The organism is Streptomyces sp. LN549, assembly GCF_043203805.1.
In the GTDB taxonomy this organism is placed as follows: domain Bacteria; phylum Actinomycetota; class Actinomycetes; order Streptomycetales; family Streptomycetaceae; genus Streptomyces.
In genome coordinates, this window is sequence record NZ_JAZHRI010000002.1 from 5,329,396 (window position 1) to 5,346,529 (window position 17,134).

Annotated in this window: 14 protein-coding genes; 8 read left to right on the plus strand and 6 right to left on the minus strand. The window is 70.9% G+C overall.

Going from position 1 to position 17,134, the window contains the following annotated elements; genetic code table 11:
• Window positions 1–67: 67 nt before the first annotated feature.
• Complete coding sequence (locus SH922_RS24340) at window positions 68–1,153, minus strand: substrate-binding domain-containing protein (RefSeq protein WP_393059967.1); 1,086 nt, start codon at window positions 1,151–1,153, stop codon at window positions 68–70.
• Window positions 1,154–1,367: 214 nt separating this feature from the next.
• Between SH922_RS24340 and SH922_RS24345 the strand changes: the two genes are divergently transcribed.
• Window positions 1,368–2,897: a right-handed parallel beta-helix repeat-containing protein gene (locus tag SH922_RS24345; protein WP_393059968.1), complete on the plus strand. Its 1,530-nt coding sequence runs from the start codon at window positions 1,368–1,370 to the stop codon at window positions 2,895–2,897.
• An 8-nt stretch (window positions 2,898–2,905) separates the two neighbouring features.
• Here SH922_RS24345 and SH922_RS24350 read toward each other — a convergent pair whose 3' ends face one another.
• Together SH922_RS24350 and SH922_RS24355 are read right to left on the minus strand one after the other, a co-directional pair.
• Window positions 2,906–3,679: an SDR family NAD(P)-dependent oxidoreductase gene (locus tag SH922_RS24350; protein WP_393059969.1), complete on the minus strand. Its 774-nt coding sequence runs from the start codon at window positions 3,677–3,679 to the stop codon at window positions 2,906–2,908.
• Window positions 3,680–3,736: 57 nt separating this feature from the next.
• Window positions 3,737–4,402 (minus strand): MOSC domain-containing protein, encoded by a 666-nt coding sequence (locus tag SH922_RS24355; protein WP_393063675.1) that lies wholly within the window; start codon window positions 4,400–4,402, stop codon window positions 3,737–3,739.
• An 89-nt stretch (window positions 4,403–4,491) separates the two neighbouring features.
• Between SH922_RS24355 and SH922_RS24360 the strand changes: the two genes are divergently transcribed.
• Entirely contained in the window at window positions 4,492–5,382 is an 891-nt protein-coding gene (locus SH922_RS24360) for a LysR family transcriptional regulator (protein WP_393059970.1), read from the plus strand.
• A gap of 73 nt (window positions 5,383–5,455) precedes the next feature.
• Here the strand turns inward: SH922_RS24360 and SH922_RS24365 are convergent, their stop codons facing one another.
• Complete coding sequence (locus SH922_RS24365) at window positions 5,456–5,782, minus strand: WhiB family transcriptional regulator (protein WP_393059971.1); 327 nt, start codon at window positions 5,780–5,782, stop codon at window positions 5,456–5,458.
• Between the two features lie 426 nt (window positions 5,783–6,208).
• Here SH922_RS24365 and SH922_RS24370 point away from each other — a divergent pair, with 426 nt between their 5' ends.
• The 4 genes from SH922_RS24370 to SH922_RS24385 all read left to right on the plus strand — a co-directional run bounded on the left by SH922_RS24370 (window position 6,209) and on the right by SH922_RS24385 (window position 10,578).
• Window positions 6,209–6,820: a response regulator transcription factor gene (locus tag SH922_RS24370; protein WP_003948568.1), complete on the plus strand. Its 612-nt coding sequence runs from the start codon at window positions 6,209–6,211 to the stop codon at window positions 6,818–6,820.
• Between the two features lie 322 nt (window positions 6,821–7,142).
• Complete coding sequence (locus tag SH922_RS24375; protein WP_148020273.1) at window positions 7,143–7,718, plus strand: sigma-70 family RNA polymerase sigma factor; 576 nt, start codon at window positions 7,143–7,145, stop codon at window positions 7,716–7,718.
• A gap of 127 nt (window positions 7,719–7,845) precedes the next feature.
• Window positions 7,846–9,348 (plus strand): IMP dehydrogenase, encoded by a 1,503-nt coding sequence (guaB, locus tag SH922_RS24380; protein WP_393059972.1) that lies wholly within the window; start codon window positions 7,846–7,848, stop codon window positions 9,346–9,348.
• A gap of 105 nt (window positions 9,349–9,453) precedes the next feature.
• Window positions 9,454–10,578 (plus strand): GuaB3 family IMP dehydrogenase-related protein, encoded by a 1,125-nt coding sequence (locus tag SH922_RS24385; protein ID WP_093692739.1) that lies wholly within the window; start codon window positions 9,454–9,456, stop codon window positions 10,576–10,578.
• A gap of 79 nt (window positions 10,579–10,657) precedes the next feature.
• On the opposite strand, the gene SH922_RS24390 is transcribed toward SH922_RS24385, so the two are convergent.
• Together SH922_RS24390 and SH922_RS24395 are read right to left on the minus strand one after the other, a co-directional pair.
• A complete protein-coding gene (locus SH922_RS24390) occupies window positions 10,658–11,227 on the minus strand; it encodes a hypothetical protein (RefSeq protein ID WP_393059973.1) in 570 nt (189 codons plus the stop codon).
• 116 nt (window positions 11,228–11,343) lie between these two features.
• Window positions 11,344–12,606, minus strand: coding sequence for a nucleotide sugar dehydrogenase (locus tag SH922_RS24395; protein ID WP_393059974.1), 1,263 nt, complete (start codon window positions 12,604–12,606; stop codon window positions 11,344–11,346).
• Between the two features lie 248 nt (window positions 12,607–12,854).
• Here SH922_RS24395 and SH922_RS24400 point away from each other — a divergent pair, with 248 nt between their 5' ends.
• Together SH922_RS24400 and SH922_RS24405 are read left to right on the plus strand one after the other, a co-directional pair.
• Window positions 12,855–14,561, plus strand: a complete 1,707-nt coding sequence (locus SH922_RS24400) for a glycerol-3-phosphate dehydrogenase/oxidase (protein WP_393059975.1) — start codon at window positions 12,855–12,857, stop codon at window positions 14,559–14,561.
• 467 nt (window positions 14,562–15,028) lie between these two features.
• Window positions 15,029–16,990, plus strand: coding sequence for a protein kinase (locus tag SH922_RS24405; RefSeq protein WP_393059976.1), 1,962 nt, complete (start codon window positions 15,029–15,031; stop codon window positions 16,988–16,990).
• The last annotated feature ends 144 nt before the right edge of the window (window positions 16,991–17,134 follow it).

Sequence of the window (17,134 nt, forward strand, 5' to 3'; positions counted from 1 at the left end):
TCAAGAGCGAAAGAGCGATTGATCGAAAAAAGATCAAAAGAGTTGCGTACGGAAGCCCCGGGAGTGCCTACCGGAGGGGCGCTCCGCAGGAGTCCCTGACCCGCAGTTGCGGGAGCAGTGTCATGTGCCGCCGGGGGGCGCCGGCGCCTTGGCCCAGCCGCTCCACCAGCAGCTCCGTCGCATGGCGGCCCACCTCGCGCTTGGGCGGGGCCACGGCGGTGAGCGGGGTGTCCGCGAGGGCCGCCACCTCGTCGTCGTACGCGATCAGCGCCAGGTCCTCCGGGACCCGTACGTCGAGCTCCGCCAGGCGCTGGACCACCTGGATCGCGTCGACGTCGTTGTGGATCAGCGCTGCCGTCGCCACCCCCGAGCGGACCGCCGCGCGCAGTGCCTGCACGGCTTGCTCGAACGCCTCCGGCGCCAGTTCGGCCGGTACGGAATCGATCACGTCCTGCGGTGCGCGCAGCCCGAGCACGGTCAGCGCCTCCGCGTACCCGGAGCGCACCGCGAGGGCGGTCGGGGAGTCCGCCCGGGCCATCAGCAGGGGCGCCCCGTGTCCGAGTTCCACCAGGTGGCGCACGGCCAGCAGCACCCCGTGCGCATGGTCCGAGCAGACGCGGTCGAGGCCGTCCAGGGGGGATCCGGCGGCGGGCATGCGCTCCAGCAGGACGGTCGGGACGGGCAGTGAGCTGATCCAGTCGCCGAATGCCGACGGGTCGCCGGGGTGCTGCCAGCCGGGCGCGACCAGCAGGCCCTCGGCGCCCGCGGAGAGCAGCCCCTCGGTGCGGGCGTGGTCCTCCTGCGGCCGGTAGTCGGAGATCCGCAGGATCAGCCTGGCGCCCGCCCGGGCTGCGGCTTCGTGGGCACCCCGGATGACCTCGGCGAAGTAGTAGGTCGCCGAGGGTGCGAGCATGCCGAGGACCAGGCCGTTGCCCGCGCCGCCGGGCGCCGCGGCGGGGGCGGCGTCCTGGGGCCAGGACACCGAACCGTGGACCCGGTCGAGCAGGCCGCGGCCGGCCAGGTCCTCGACGTCCCGGCGCACCGTGACGGGCGAGACCCCCAGCTGCGATGCCAGGTCCGACACCCGGGCGGAGCCCCGGTCCCGTACCAGCCCGAGCAGGCGGTCATGACGTTCAGCAGCACTTTCGCGCACAGCGGCAGTCCCCTCGCAGTGTGTGGCTCGGCCCCTGGCCCGGCCGGTGCCGGAGCCGATGTCCGACCCTAGACCAACGTGATCGAACGATGGGAGTTTCGATCATTCAAACGCTATCCATTGACGTTCGATCAATCCGAGTCCAGGATTCCCGGCGATGCCGATCAGGCCGTTCCCGGCCCGCCCCGACCCTGACTGTTCGTACGGAGGAATTGTGAGACATCGCGTCACCGCCGCGGCGCTCGCGGCCCTGACTGCCGCTGCCGGTCTGACCTTCGCAGGCCCGAGCGCCGCGCAGGCCGCACCCGCCGGCCGCACCTTCCACGTCGACTGCGGCGCCGCCCCGGAGGGGGCCACCGGCAGCAGGCAGCATCCCTGGACCACCCTCGCCGAAGCCAACGCGCACCCCTACGGGCCCGGCGACCGGCTGCTCTTCAGGCGCGGCGCCACCTGCACCGGCACCCTCGCGCCCACGGGCACCGGATCCGCCCACGCACCGTTCACCATCGCCGACTACGGCAACGGACCGGCCCGCGCCAGGCTCGACGGAGCCGGCGCCCACGACACCGTCCTGCTCTCCAACATGCAGTACGTGCACCTCAGGGCCCTGGAGATCACCAACGCCGACAACCCCGGCAGCGAGCGCAACGGAGTCCGCCTGCGCCTGACCGACTACGGAGTCGCCCGCGGCTTCGACATCAGCGGCCTCTTCATCCACGACGTCCGCGGCGGCGACTACAAGACCGTCTCCGGCTCCAGCGCCATCCACATCGCCGTCGAGGGCACGGCGAAGGCCAGTTGGTACGACGGCCTGGACATCGGCCACAACCGCATCGAGGACGTCGACCGTGAGGGCGTCTACTTCAAGTCGACGTTCTCCAAGCGCGACCTGGTCGGCGGGCAGCAGGACCCGAACGTCTACCCGGGGGAGTGGACTCCCAGCACCGGCGTCCGTATCCACCACAACACGCTGAAGTCCCTGGCCGGCGACGGCATGAAGCTCGACACCACCAGCGGCGCCCGCGTCGACCACAATCGGGTCGACGGCTTCCAGCTCCGCTCGCCCTCCGCCAACGCGGGCATCTGGACGTTCAACACCGACGACACGACCGTCGAGTACAACGAGGTCTCCGGTGGCGGCAACACCCACGACGGCATGTCCTTCGACGCCGACGGCGCCTCGCAGAACACCGTCTTCCAGTACAACTACAGCCACGACAACAAGGGCGGCTTCCTGCTGATCTGCCCCTACAGCGGCGCGAAGACCATCGGCACGGTCGCCCGCTACAACGTCAGCCGCAATGACGGCGCCCGCCTGATCCAGAACTGCTGGGGCCCGATCCTCGGCACCGAGATCTACAACAACACCTTCCACAACAAGGAGCAGATCCCCGGCCACCTCGTCCAGGACGACGCCGGCAGCCCCGCCACCACCCAGCACGAACTGTCCATCCGCAACAACGTCTTCGTCAGCGAAGGCACCGGCGGCTACGCGTTCAAGAACCCGACAGCCGGGCTCTCCTTCGACCACAACGCCTTCTACGGCATCGACATGACGCGCCCGAACCCCGGCGGCATCACGGCCGACCCCAAGCTGCGGGACGACTTCCGGCTCGGCGCGGGTTCGCCCGCCCTCGCCGCCGGAGCCGTCATCGAGGACAACGGCGGCAAGGACTACTTCGGCAACCGCCTCAAGCCCGGCGCCCCCAACATCGGCGCCTACGCGGGCAGCGGCGTGCGGTAACCCGCCGCTCACTGAGGTCCGTACTTGCGGCCTGTCTTGGAGGTCATCCCTCCGAGCAGGCCGCGCGGCGTCAGCTTCACCAGCCCCATCAGCGCCTTGTACCGCGGGTCCGGCACCGAGACCGACTTGCCGCGCGCCAGGTCCGCCAGGGCCGTGGCCACCAGCTTGTCGGCGTCGAGCCACATCCAGCCCGGGATGTTGCCCGTGCCCATGCCGGCCCGCTGGTGGAACTCCGTCCGTACGAAGCCGGGGCAGAGCGCCATCAGCCGAACGCCCGAACCGGCCAGGTCCTTCGCCGCGCCCTGGGTGAACTGCACGACCCACGCCTTGGACGCCCCGTACGTACCGCGCGGCACGAACGCGGCCACGGAGGCCACGTTCACGATGCCGCCCCTGCCCCGCTCCTTCATACCGGCCGCGGCAGCCGAGGTCAGCCGCAGGACCGCCTCGCAGTGCACCTTCAGCATCGCCAGTTCATCCGCCATGGGGACGTCGAGAAAGTGGCCCTTGTTGCCGAACCCGGCGTTGTTGACCAGCAGATCGACCGACTCCTTGCGGTCGGCCAGCCGGGCCTCGACGGCGGCGATCCCGTCGTCGAGGGACAGGTCCGCGGTCAGCACCTCGGCCTCGATGCCGTGCCGGTCGTGCAGTTCGGTGGCCTGTTCCCGCAGCCGGTCGGTGTCGCGGGCCACCAGGACGAGGTTGTGCCCCTCGGCCGCGAGCCGCCGCGCGAAGGCGGCCCCGATGCCCGCGGTCGCGCCCGTAATCAGTGCAGTCGTCATACGCGGCACGTTAGTGCCCGGTGCACACCTGCGGACGACCCGCCCACCCCTGCCCGTTCACCCCTGACGCGCCGCGTACGCGCGCGCCTTCCGCAGCGCCCCGGGGTGCAGGGCCTCGCCTGCCGGAAGCAGCAGCGGCAGCAGCTCGTTCCGGGTCGTGACGGCCCGGAACTGCAGCTCCACCGTCACCTCGTGGCCGGGCCGGTGCACGATCTCGACCGGGTCGCCGGCCCGGATGCTGCCCGGCGTGATCACTCGGAGGTACGCGCCGGGCACGGCCGCCTGCGTGAACCGCTTGACCCAGCGCTCCTCGTCGAGGTGGCCCGCGAACGTGCGGCACGGGATCCGGCCGGAGGTGACCTCCAGGACCAGCTCGGCACCTATCCGCCAGCGCTCGCCGATCAGCGCGCCGCTGACCGTCACACCGCCCGTGGTCAGGTTCTCGCCGAAGGAGCCGTTGGGCAGCGGACGCCCCAGCTCCCGCTCCCACGCGTCGAGCTCCTCGCGGGCGAAGGCGTACACGGCCTGGTGCGAGCCGCCGTGGTGGCGCAGGTCGCAGACCGCGTCCCCGGCAAGCCCGCTGCCGCCCTCACCCTCGGGACCCGGGTCGCAGACCCGTACGAGCCCCTCGACGGGGCGCTTGTCGATCCCGGTCATGCCGCCGGGGGCGTCGGTGCAGGACGCCGCCCTGGGGTGGCCCGCGTTCACGGTCAGCACAGTCATCGCAGTCATGCCCGAACGCTAGCGACTCCCGACTCAAAGTCGCACGTCGATAATTCGCAGCTGACCCAAGATTCCCTTATATTCGAAGGGTGATCGAAGCCCGTCATCTCCGAGTCCTGCGCGCCGTGGCCGGTACCGGCTCCTTCTCCGCCGCCGCCCGCGAGCTGGGCTGCACCCAGCCCGCCGTGAGCCAGCAGATGAAGGCGCTGGAGTCCTCGGCGGGCACCACGCTGCTCATCCGCACCGGACGCGAGATGCGGCTGACGCAGGCGGGTGAGGCGCTCGTGCGCCACGCCTCGGGCATCCTCGCCGGACTCACCGCCGCCGAGGAGGAGGTCGCCGCGATCGCCGGGCTGCGGGCCGGCCGGGTCCGGCTCGTCTCCTTCCCGAGCGGCAGCTCCACCCTGGTCCCGGGCGCCCTCGCGGCGCTCCGGGCCGCCCATCCCGGCACCAGGGTCTCCCTGGTCGAGGCCGAGCCGCCCCGCTCGGTGGAGATGCTGCGCGACGGCGACTGCGACATCGCGCTGGCCTTCCGGTACGGCACGCCGGGCTCGGAGTGGGACGACCTGGTGGTGCGCCCCCTGCTCACCGACCGGCTGATCGGACTGGTCCCCGAGGGCCACGAGCTCGCGGACCGGGCCGAGGTGGGCATCGGCGAACTCGCCGGTGAGCCGTGGATCGCCGGCTGCCCGCGCTGCCGCCGGCAGCTGGTGGAGGTCTGCGAGGCGTCCGGCTTCACCCCGCGGATCGACTTCGCGACCGACGACTACCCGGCGGTGATCGGCCTGGTCGGCGCGGGCCTCGGGGTGGCCGTCCTGCCTGCGCTGGCGATCGAGTCGGTACGCCCCCGGGGCGCCCGGACCGTCACCGTGGAGCCGGCCATCGAGCGCGAGATCGTCGCGCTGACCCTGCCGGACCTGGCGCAGGTCCCGGCCGTGGCGGCCACCCTGGACCAGCTGTCGCATGCGGCGGCACGCTGAGGGATCCACCGGCGGGCCCACGGGCCCGAGCGGACCGAAGAAACGTTTCTGCCCTTGTGGAGTGCGGTGGGGGTCAGCCGTGTCCGGGCGGGAACGAGGGTGCGGCCGCGGTGATCAGCCGGTTGCGGGCGCGGCCCATGAGCTCTTCGCGCTCGTCCTCCGTCAGTCCGCCCCACACTCCGTAGGGCTCGCGTACCGCCAGTGCGTGGGCCGCGCACTCGGCGCGTACCGGGCATCGCATGCAGACCTCTTTCGCGGAGGTCTCGCGGGCGCTCCTGGCGGCTCCGCGTTCCCCCTCGGGGTGGAAGAACAGTGAACTGTCGACCCCTCGGCAGGCCGCCAGCAGCTGCCAGTCCCACAGATCGGCGTTGGGTCCGGGAAGGCGGGAGAAATCTGCCATTGCTTGTCCCCTCGAAACCATGCTGAGTCGGAAACGTCGTGGTCGTCCGTGTCGTGGTCGTCCGTCGTACCGTGCCCATGACCGTACATCTACGGTGTTAGTAGATGTAAATATGACTGATTGCGAATCTAGCCACAGACACCAGCAAAAGGGAAGAAAACCCGCTAAATGGTGCATAAGTTCCTGAAAAGGTTCGGTTGACGGCTGGACAACCCCGTGGCGCTCTCCTCCGTGGCCGACCCCTCACGTAGAGTGCCGAACTCGGTCGTCCGACCCGTAACTCTTTCGAGTGACCATCGTTGAGAGGGCGGAGGCGGTTGGCAGAGAAAGCGATCGGGCAAGTGTCCGAGAGCGTCAACCGCACAGGTGACGACTTGTAACAGCCTGGAGGCTCAAGGTGACGCGCATCAGCTTCGGAGGGCGGTCATGACATCCGTTCTCGTCTGCGACGATTCCCCGCTTGCCCGAGAAGCGCTCCGTCGCGCGGTCGCGACCGTGCCCGGCGTCGAGCGTGTGACGACGGCGGCCAACGGGGAGGAAGTCCTCCGCCGCTGGGGTGCCGACCGTTCGGATCTGATTCTGATGGACGTACGCATGCCCGGTCTGGGTGGTGTGGAGACCGTCCGTCGACTGCTCTCCGCCGACCCCGGGGCGCGGATCATCATGCTGACCGTCGCCGAGGACCTGGACGGTGTCGCGCTCGCGGTCGCCGCCGGGGCCCGCGGATATCTGCACAAGGACGCCTCCCGGGCGGAGCTCCGGGCGACCGTCACCCAGGCCCTGGCCGATCCGACGTGGCGGCTCGCCCCGCGCCGGCTGCGCTCGGCCGAGATGGGTGCGGCGCCCACGCTCACGGCGCGTGAGATCCAGGTGCTCGAAGGGATGAGCCACGGCCGCTCCAACGCGGAGATCGGCCGTGAGCTGTTCCTCTCCGAGGACACGGTGAAGACGCACGCCAGGCGCCTGTTCAAGAAGCTCGGCGCCTCGGACCGCGCGCACGCGGTGGCGCTCGGTTTCCGCTGGGGCCTGGTCCGCTGAGGGCGGGCCTTGACCGGCCGCCGATCCATCCCCCGTCCGCTCGCGGGCGGACGGGGCGACCTCGGGCGAGGGGTGCGGAGCCGGGTCGTGTCCCCGGACGCGACCTGCTCGTACCCAGCCCGTGCAGCCCGCCGCCCCGGCGGCATGTGACGCTTCCCGGCCGATGACGCATCCTTGAGACGTGGAGTTCCTCGGGAACGATTCGGTCGAGCGGAAGGGGAGGGCGCAGGACATGACTTCCGGCGCACCCGCTCATAACGCTTCAGTGCACAACTACGGACGCGGTGCCGCGGATGACGCGGCGCCGGGGCACCATGGTTCGATGCGCGAGGACGGAACGACGGTGATCGGTGCCCTGGTGCATCGCGCCGTCGAGGGCGACGCGCAGGCCACCCATGATCTGCTGGCCCACGTCCACCCCCTCGCGCTGCGCTACTGCAGGTCCCGGCTGAACCGGCTGCCCGGTGATGCCCGTCACTTCGTGGAGGACCTGGCGCAGGAGGTCTGTGTCGCGGTGCTGATGGCGCTGCCGCGGTACAAGGACACCGGCAGGCCCTTCGAAGCCTTCGTCTTCGCCATCGCCGGCCACAAGGTGGCCGATCTCCAGCGGGCCGCGATGCGGCACCCGGGATCGACCGCGGTGCCCTCCGACGAGATGCCGGAGCGGCCGGACGATTCGCTCGGGCCCGAGGAGCGGGCGCTCCTCAGCAGCGATGCCGCCTGGGCCAAGAAGCTCCTCGCCAACCTTCCGGAGAACCAGCGCGAGCTGCTGGTCCTGCGGGTCGCCGTCGGGCTCACCGCGGAGGAGACCGGACAGATGCTCGGCATGTCGCCGGGTGCCGTCCGGGTCGCCCAGCATCGTGCGCTCAGCCGTCTTCGGGCCCTCGCGGAGCAGTGAGCCGGGGCCTGCCGGGTCCCGTAGAAAGCTACAGAACCTCCAGGTGATCTTGCCCATGGAATGAGACACCCCCGGAGGCCGTTAGCATGGACATCCGCACCGATCAAGGCCATTTGGGGAAGGTGTCATGACTGCAAACGTCGACGGAGTGCCCGAGAAATTCGCGACGCTCGGGCTGACATACGACGACGTGCTGCTGCTGCCGGGCGCATCTGAAGTGCTGCCCAACGCGGTCGACACCTCGACGCTCATCTCGCGGAACGTACGGGTGAACATCCCGCTGCTCTCCGCAGCGATGGACAAGGTGACCGAGGCCCGTATGGCCATCGCCATGGCCCGTCAGGGCGGTGTCGGTGTACTGCACCGCAATCTCTCGATCGAGGACCAGGTCAACCAGGTCGACCTGGTGAAGCGGTCCGAGTCCGGCATGGTCACCGACCCGATCACGGTCAGCCCGGATGCGACGCTCGGCGAGGCCGACGCGCTCTGTGCCAAGTTCCGCATCAGCGGCGTCCCGGTCACCGACCCGGCGGGCAAGCTGCTCGGCATCGTCACCAACCGCGACATGGCGTTCGAGTCGGACCGCTCGCGCCAGGTGCGCGAGGTCATGACGCCGATGCCGTTGGTCACCGGCCGGGTCGGCATCTCCGGCGTGGACGCCATGGAGCTGCTGCGCCGCCACAAGATCGAGAAGCTTCCGCTGGTCGACGAGGCGGGCATCCTCAAGGGCCTCATCACGGTCAAGGACTTCAAGAAGGCCGAGCAGTACCCGAACGCGGCCAAGGACGCCGAGGGCCGCCTGCTCGTCGGCGCGGCCGTCGGCGCCAGCCCGGAGGCGCTGGACCGCGCCCAGGCGCTGGCCGGGGCCGGTGTGGACTTCCTGATCGTCGACACCTCGCACGGCCACAACAGCAACGCCCTCAACTGGATGGCGAAGATCAAGTCGGCCGTGAACGTCGACGTCATCGGCGGCAACGTCGCGACGCGCGACGGCGCCCAGGCCCTGATCGACGCCGGCGTGGACGGCGTGAAGGTGGGCGTCGGACCCGGCTCGATCTGCACCACGCGGGTGGTCGCCGGCATCGGCGTCCCGCAGGTCACCGCGATCTACGAGGCCGCGCTGGCCGCCCGTGCGGCGGGCATCCCGGTCATCGGAGACGGCGGCCTGCAGTACTCCGGCGACATCGGCAAGGCGCTCGCCGCCGGTGCCGACAGCGTGATGCTTGGCTCCCTTCTCGCGGGCTGCGAGGAGTCCCCGGGCGAGCTCCAGTTCATCAACGGCAAGCAGTTCAAGTCGTACCGAGGCATGGGTTCGCTCGGCGCGATGCAGTCCCGTGGACAGGGCCGCTCGTACTCGAAGGACCGGTACTTCCAGGCCGAGGTGTCCTCCGACGACAAGCTCGTCCCCGAGGGCATCGAGGGCCAGGTGCCCTACCGCGGCCCGCTGGCCAACGTGCTGCACCAGCTCGTCGGCGGTCTCCGCCAGACGATGGGGTACGTGGGCGCCGCCTCCGTCGACGAGATGGAGCGCAAGGGCCGCTTCGTGCGGATCACCTCGGCGGGTCTCAAGGAGAGCCACCCGCACGACATCCAGATGACGGTCGAAGCACCGAACTACAGCAGGAAGTAACGCGACAGCGCAGGTGAGGGGCGGTCCGGGGTTCCCGGAACCGCCCCTCCTGTGTGTGTCGGGGATACTGGACAGCGCAGACGTAGAGGGAAAGGCCACACCATCGTGACTGAGATCGAGATCGGGCGCGGCAAGCGCGGCCGCCGGGCATACGCATTCGACGACATCGCCGTCGTCCCGAGCCGCCGGACCCGCGACCCGAAGGAGGTCTCGATCGCCTGGCAGATCGACGCCTACCGCTTCGAGCTGCCGTTCCTGGCCGCCCCCATGGACTCCGTCGTCTCCCCGCAGCACGCCATCCGCATCGGTGAGCTCGGCGGCCTCGGCGTGCTCAACCTGGAAGGCCTGTGGACCCGGCACGCCGACCCGCAGCCGCTCCTCGACGAGATCGCGGAGATGCCCGTCGACTCCGCGACCCGCCGGCTCCAGGAGATCTACTCCGCCCCCATCCAGGAGGAGCTGATCGGGCAGCGCATCAAGGAGGTGCGCGACTCCGGTGTCGTCACCGCCGCCGCGCTCTCCCCGCAGCGCACCGCCCAGTTCTCCAAGGCCGTCGTCGACGCGGGCGTGGACATCTTCGTCATCCGCGGTACGACGGTCTCCGCCGAGCACGTCTCGGGTGCGGCCGAGCCGCTCAACCTGAAGCAGTTCATCTACGAGCTGGACGTCCCGGTCATCGTCGGCGGCTGCGCCACGTACACCGCGGCCCTGCACCTGATGCGTACGGGCGCGGCCGGTGTCCTCGTCGGCTTCGGCGGCGGCGCCGCGCACACCACGCGCAACGTCTTCGGCATCCAGGTCCCGATGGCGACCGCCGTCGCCGATGTGGCCGGTGCCCGCCGCGACTACATGGACGAGTCCGGCGGCCGGTACGTGCACGTGATCGCGGACGGCGGCGTCGGCTGGTCCGGCGACCTGCCGAAGGCCATCGCCTGCGGTGCGGACGCCGTGATGATGGGCTCCCCGCTGGCCCGCGCGACGGACGCGCCGGGCCGTGGCCGCCACTGGGGCATGGAGGCCGTCCACGAGGACGTGCCGCGCGGCAAGCTGGTCGACCTCGGTTCCGTCGGGACGACCGAGGAGGTCCTCACGGGCCCCTCGCACACCCCCGACGGTTCGATGAACATCTTCGGCGCGCTGCGCCGGGCGATGGCGACGACGGGGTACAGCGACCTCAAGGAGTTCCAGCGCGTCGAGGTGACGGTGGCGGACTCGCAGCACCGTCGCTGACTGTTCCTTGTACGACAGGAGGGCCCGGACCGCGAACGCGGTCCGGGCCCTCCTGTGTGTCCCTGCGTGCTGTCCGTGACTAGTCGGACGTCTTGCGGGCCGTGGAGAAGGCCACCACAGCGGCGACCGCGAAGAACACGAAGCTGAGGGCGTCGGAGTCTTCCTTCCACACCGTGTTCAGGTCGCTGAAGTGGTCGAAGAAGATCTCGGTGACCGACAGCGGGAGCTGCTTGCTGATGATGATCGCTTCACCGAGCAGCTGGCCGAGGTAGACGCCGACCAGCGCGAGGGCGCCACTGATGACGGGCAGGGCGGGGTTGCGACCGCCGAGCTTGCCGGCGGCGAAGCCGACGATGGCGCCGACACCCACGGCCGCGTAGCCGATCTCGTGCTTCGTGGCGCCGATGATCGCACCGTAGATCCCGGCCGCGACGAGGGCTGCGACGAACGCCACGAGTATGCCGAGGCCCACGTTGTTGCGAGCCGGTGCCACCGGGGCGAACGGTGCGCCGCCGCCGGGCTGCTGGCCCGCGAACGGGTTGCCGGTCGGGGCGCCGGGCTGGGGCTGGCCGGGCTGCGCGGCATACGGGTTGCCGGGCTGGGGCTGGGCGTCGTACGGCTGGTTCGGCGGTGGTACGGGCGTGCTCATGGTGGGTTCCCCCTGGGACGTGGCGCACGGATGTGCGATGAGTGACGCCGCAGGCTAGCAGTCGGTTCCGACAATGACCCACCGGAATCCTTGGGGGGACTGAGCGGGGAGCTGATTCAGAGCCGGTGCGCGGCCCCCGCCGGGGTCGCGCCACGGGTGTCGAGAAGGAGCTGCGCCTTCACCGCGAGGCCCTGGAGGTCGTAGGTGCGGTGGTGCTGGAGCAGCACCGTCAGATCGGCGCTGGAGGCCGCTTCGTACAGGGAATCGGCACGGGGGACCGGGAGTTCGCGTACGCGCCAGTCCAGGACGTGCGGATCGTGGTAGCCGATCTGGGCCCCCATGTCCATCAGCCGGGTGGCGATCTCGCGGGCGGGGGAGGCCTCCTGGTCGGCGAGGTCGGGCTTGTAGGTGACGCCGAGGAGCAGGACCCGGGCGCCGCGGACGGACTTCCCGTGCTCGTTGAGGAGGGTGGCGCAGCGCTGGATCACGTACTGCGGCATCCGGTCGTTGATCTCCTGGGCGAGCGAGACCATCCGCAGCGGGTGCCCGGGGGTGCGGCTGTTGTACGGGAGGTAGCCCGGGTCGACCGGGACGCCGTGGCCGCCGACGCCGGGGCCGGGGCGGAAGGGCTGGAAGCCGAAGGGCTTGGTCTCGGCGCACCGGATGACGTCCCACAGGTCGACGCCGAGGTCGTGGCAGAGCACGGCCATCTCGTTGACCAGGGCGATGTTGACGTGCCGGAAGTTGGTCTCCAGGACCTTCGCCATCTCGGCCTCGCGCGGGCCGCGGGCGCGGACGACCTTGTCGGTGAGCCGGCTGTAGAAGGCGGCGGCCGACTCGGTGCAGGCGGGGGTGAGGCCGCCGATGACCTTGGGGGTGTTGGCGTAGACGTGGGTGCGGTTGCCGGGATCGAGGCGGCTGGGGGAGTGGGCGAGGTGGAAGTCGCGTCCGCCGCGCAGCCCGGAGCCCTCTTCGAGGAGGGGGAGCAGGAAGTTCTCGGTGGTGCCCGGGGGGACGGACGATTCCAGCAGCACGGTGGTGTGCGGGCGCAGCCGGGCGGCCAGCGCGCGGGCCGCGTCGCCGACGCCGGTGAGGTCGAGGGTGCGGTCGGGGCCCAGAGGGGTGGGGGCGCAGATCACGGCGGTACGGACCCGGCCCAGCTCGGCCTGGTTGGTGGTGAGGCGAAAACCCCCGGAGAGCATCCGGCGGATGTCGGACGCGGTGAGCGATCCCTCGACGGGGGTGCGGCCCGCGGAGAGTTCCGCGAAGGCCCGGGGGTCGGTGTCGTAGCCGATGGTCTGGATACCGGCTGAGACGGCGGCTTGGGCGAGGGGCAGGCCGAGGTGACCGAGTCCGATGACGGCGAGGTCTGCAGGCACGTGGGTGGCCGTCCTTCCCTAAGACCATGAGGACAGAAAGCGCAACTGCTGGGGACAGCGCAATGTCAGACTAAGCGTAAATATGACCTATATGTCGCATTGTGTGGCCCTCGTCGTCGGGGTGTTGTCCACAGGCGGTGGCTGAAGTCGCGGAGCGCGGACAGAATCGAGAGGTGGGCACGGGTACCCGACCCCGCGGTCGGACCGCATCCCCGTGCCGGACCACCCCGATCTACCGGGAGGCAGCAGTGAGGACAGCGACACTGGGACCCGCGGAGCGCGTCGAGGCGCTCGCCGCGATGGCCGAGCGCGAACTGGACGTGCTGGTCGTGGGGGCGGGCGTGGTCGGCGCCGGGACGGCGCTGGACGCGGTGACGAGAGGGCTCTCGACCGGGCTGGTCGAGGCCCGGGACTGGGCGTCCGGCACGTCGAGCAGGTCGAGCAAGCTGATTCACGGTGGGCTGCGCTATCTGGAGATGCTCGACTTCGCGCTCGTCCGTGAGGCGCTGAAGGAGCGCGGGCTGCTCCTGGAGCGCCTCGCTCCGCACCTGGTGAAGCCGGTGCCGTTCCTCTACCCGTTGCAGCACAAGGGCTGGGAGCGGCTGTACGCCGGTTCGGGCGTCGCGCTGTACGACGCGATGTCGGTGTCGTCCGGGCACGGCCGCGGACTGCCCGTGCACCGGCACCTCTCCCGCAGCCAGGCCCTGCGGGTCGCGCCGGCGCTGAAGCGGGACGCCCTGGTGGGGGCCCTGCAGTACTACGACGCCCAGATGGACGACGCCCGCTATGTGGCGACGCTGGTGCGCACCGCCGCCGGGTACGGCGCTCAGGTGGCGAACAGGGCGCGGGTGATCGGCTTCCTCCGGGAGGGCGAGCGCGTCGTCGGCGCCCGGGTGGAGGACGTCGAGGCGGGCGGTGAGTACGAGGTCAGGGCCAAACAGGTGGTCAATGCCACCGGCGTCTGGACGGATGACACGCAGGCGCTGATCGGCGAGCGCGGCCAGTTCCACGTACGGGCGTCCAAGGGCATCCACCTGGTCGTCCCGAAGGACCGCATCCACTCCTCCACGGGCCTGATCCTGCGCACCGAGAAGTCGGTCCTCTTCGTCATCCCGTGGGGAAGGCACTGGATCGTCGGCACGACGGACACCGACTGGGACCTCGACAAGGCGCATCCGGCGGCGTCCAGCGCGGACATCGACTATCTGCTCGAACACGTCAACTCGGTCCTGGCCACCCCGCTGACCAGGGACGACGTCGAGGGCGTCTACGCGGGCCTGCGGCCGCTGCTGGCCGGCGAGTCGGACGCGACCAGCAAGCTGTCGCGCGAGCACACGGTGGCACACCCGCTGCCGGGCCTCGTCGTCGTCGCGGGCGGGAAGTACACGACCTACCGGGTGATGGCCAAGGACGCCGTCGACGAGGCGGTGCACGGTCTCGACCAGCGGGTCGCGGAGTGCGTCACGGAGGAGATCCCGCTGCTGGGAGCCGAGGGCTACCGCGCCCTGTGGAACGCACGGGCCAGGATCGCCGCCCGCACCGGCCTCCACGTCGCCCGGGTGGAGCACCTGCTGAACCGGTACGGCTCCATGACCGAGGAGATCCTGGAGCTGATCGTCGCCGACCCGGTGATGGGCGAACCGCTGCCGTCCGCCGACGACTACCTGAAGGCCGAGATCGTGTACGCGGCCTCGCACGAGGGGGCCCGCCACCTCGACGACGTACTGACCCGGCGCACCCGGATCTCCATCGAGACCTTCGACCGGGGCACGCGCTCCGCACGGCTGTGCGCGGAGCTGATGGCGCGGGTGCTCGGCTGGGACCAGGGCCGGATCGATCGCGAGGTCGCGCACTACGAGAAGCGGGTGGAGGCGGAACGGGAGTCGCAGCGGCAGCCCGACGACCTGACTGCGGACGCGGCGCGGCTGGGAGCGCCGGACATCGTGCCCATTTAGGGCCTGTTGCCGGGATCGTGGAGGTCCGCCGGTCACTTGCCGCATTCCCTCCCGCCCTCCCGCCTGTCCGCCTGCCGCCCCGCCCGCCGGTCGCCTCCGCCGGGCGGGGCAGGGGCGTGGGGCGCCGGAACTCCGGTGCGCACGGCGTGGGTTCGAAGGTGGCGATGGCGACCCGGGGCAGGCCGTCGGGGCGGTACGTCGGGGCGGGCGGGGAATGCGGCGGTTCGGAGCATCGCTCTGGACGACGGGCCGTGGTAGGCAGGGGGGTGCCTGGGTGAGATGTGGTTCCCTGGGCAGGGAACAGTGGGGCGAGCGGCCGTGGCGCGGCAGCGCCGCGGGTACGGGCCCGGCAGGAAGTCCCTTCCTCCGGCCGCATCGTGACGGTCCCCGGACCCGGCACCAGGACCGGTCCCGGGGTGAGGGACAATGAACGCTCTGCCAGGGCGGGTTGATCGCAGAGGGGACGCATGTCGGAGGCGGAGCAGGCACGGGGGCCCCAACGGGACAAGGACGGACGTCTTCTCGCGGGGCGGTACCGGCTCGGAGAGGTGCTCGGCCGGGGCGGAATGGGCACGGTCCACCGCGCGGTCGACGAGACGCTGGGCCGCACGGTCGCGGTCAAGGAACTGCGGTTCCCCTCGGCGATCGACGACGACGAGAAGCGTCGGCTCATCACGCGCACGCTGCGCGAGGCCAAGGCGATCGCCCGGATCCGCAACAACGGCGCGGTCACGGTCTACGACGTGGTCGACGAGGACGACCGGCCGTGGATCGTCATGGAACTCATCGAGGGCAAGTCGCTGGCCGAGGCGGTGCGCGAGGACGGCGTCCTGACACCGAAGCGGGCGGCCGAGGTAGGCCTCGCCATCCTCGACGTGCTGCGCTCGGCGCACCGCGAGGGCATCCTGCACCGCGACGTGAAGCCGTCCAACGTGCTGATCTCCGAGGACGGCCGGGTCGTGCTGACCGACTTCGGGATCGCCCAGGTCGAGGGCGACCCGTCGGTCACCTCCACCGGCATGCTCGTCGGCGCCCCCTCGTACATCTCGCCTGAACGGGCCCGCGGGCACAAGCCGGGACCGCCGGCCGACCTGTGGTCGCTCGGCGGACTGCTGTACGCGAGCGTGGAGGGCTGCCCGCCGTACGACAAGGGGTCCGCGATCGCGACCCTGACCGCCGTGATGACCGAACCGCTGGACCCGCCGAAGAACGCGGGCCCGCTGGAGGAGGTCATCTACGGGCTGCTCGCCCGGGACCCCGAGCAGCGGCTCGACGACGCGGGCGCGCGCGCCCTGCTCAACGACGTCATCAACGCCTCGGAGAAGCCGGAGCTCCCGGTGCCGCCGCCGGCCGATGCCACCCAGGTGATGGCGCTCCCCAAGAACGTGGCCGACGCCCCGCCCACGGCGGCGCGGAAGTCCGGTGAGACGGGCGAAGGCGCCCGCGACCGGCTGCGCGGGGCGCTGCGCTCCGTGCGGAACGCGAAGGCGGCACCCGCCGCGGCCGCCGGCGCCGGTGCTGCCGCAGCGGCCTCCGTCCCGGCCCGGCCGAGCGCGGCTCCCGCGACGGCCACGGCCTCCCCGTCGGGAGCCGTACCGCCGCCGCGTCCGGCCACCTCGCCGGTCACTGCGCCCCGCGCGTCCCTCACGGACGTGGTGCCGCGCCGCACGCTGGCGATCATCGCGGCCGTCATCGTGCTCGCCGTGCTCGGCGCGGTCCTCGCGCTCACGCTCGGCGGGGACGACAAGGGCTCCGACAACGCGGGCAAGGGCAAGGACGGCACGTCCGCCTCGGCCGGATCCTCCGCCGGCAGCGGCTCCGGTGGCTCCGGTGGCTCCACCGACACGGAACAGGGCAGCGGCAAGGAGCAGGGCAAGGACGAGGGCGCGAAGGACAGCGCCGGCCAGGGCGAGGGCGACGACTCGGGCAAGGGCTCGGGCGACGCAAAGGACGAGAAGCCGGACGACGCCGTGCCCGCCGGATTCCGGGCGGTCGAGAACAAGCAGTTCCACTTCTCCATGGCGATGCCCGAGAACTTCCGCTTCGACAAGACCGCAGGCGCCAACTCCGGCGCCATCTACAACGTCAGCGGCGGCTTTCCCCGGATTCAGGTCGACTACACCGACTCGCCCGGCGGCGACGCCGCCGCGGCATGGAGAGCCGCCAGGGCCGCCGTCGCGGCCACCAGCAACGGCTACCACCACCTCGCGATAAACGAGGTCCAGTACAACGGCTACCCGACCGTCGCCGACTGGCAGTTCGAGCGTACGCAGCAGGGGCAGCGGGTCCGGGTGATCAACCGGGGCTTCAAGGTCGACGGCGGGCACGGATACGCGATCATGATCAGCTGCAAGGCCGACGAGTGGGACAGCAAGGAGTGCCGGACGCTGCGCAGGACGGCGTTCGACACGTTCAAGCCGCTCGACTGAGGGAAGCTGTGCGGCCGGGTTGCGCCGACCCTGCCGCGCGGCCGCCTCATGCCACGTATTGTGAGAGCCCGAAGACCGTACGCAGCCGAAGCCGCAAGCCAATTGCACAGCAAGTGACCGCAATTGACGGTTTCGTGCGGTCTG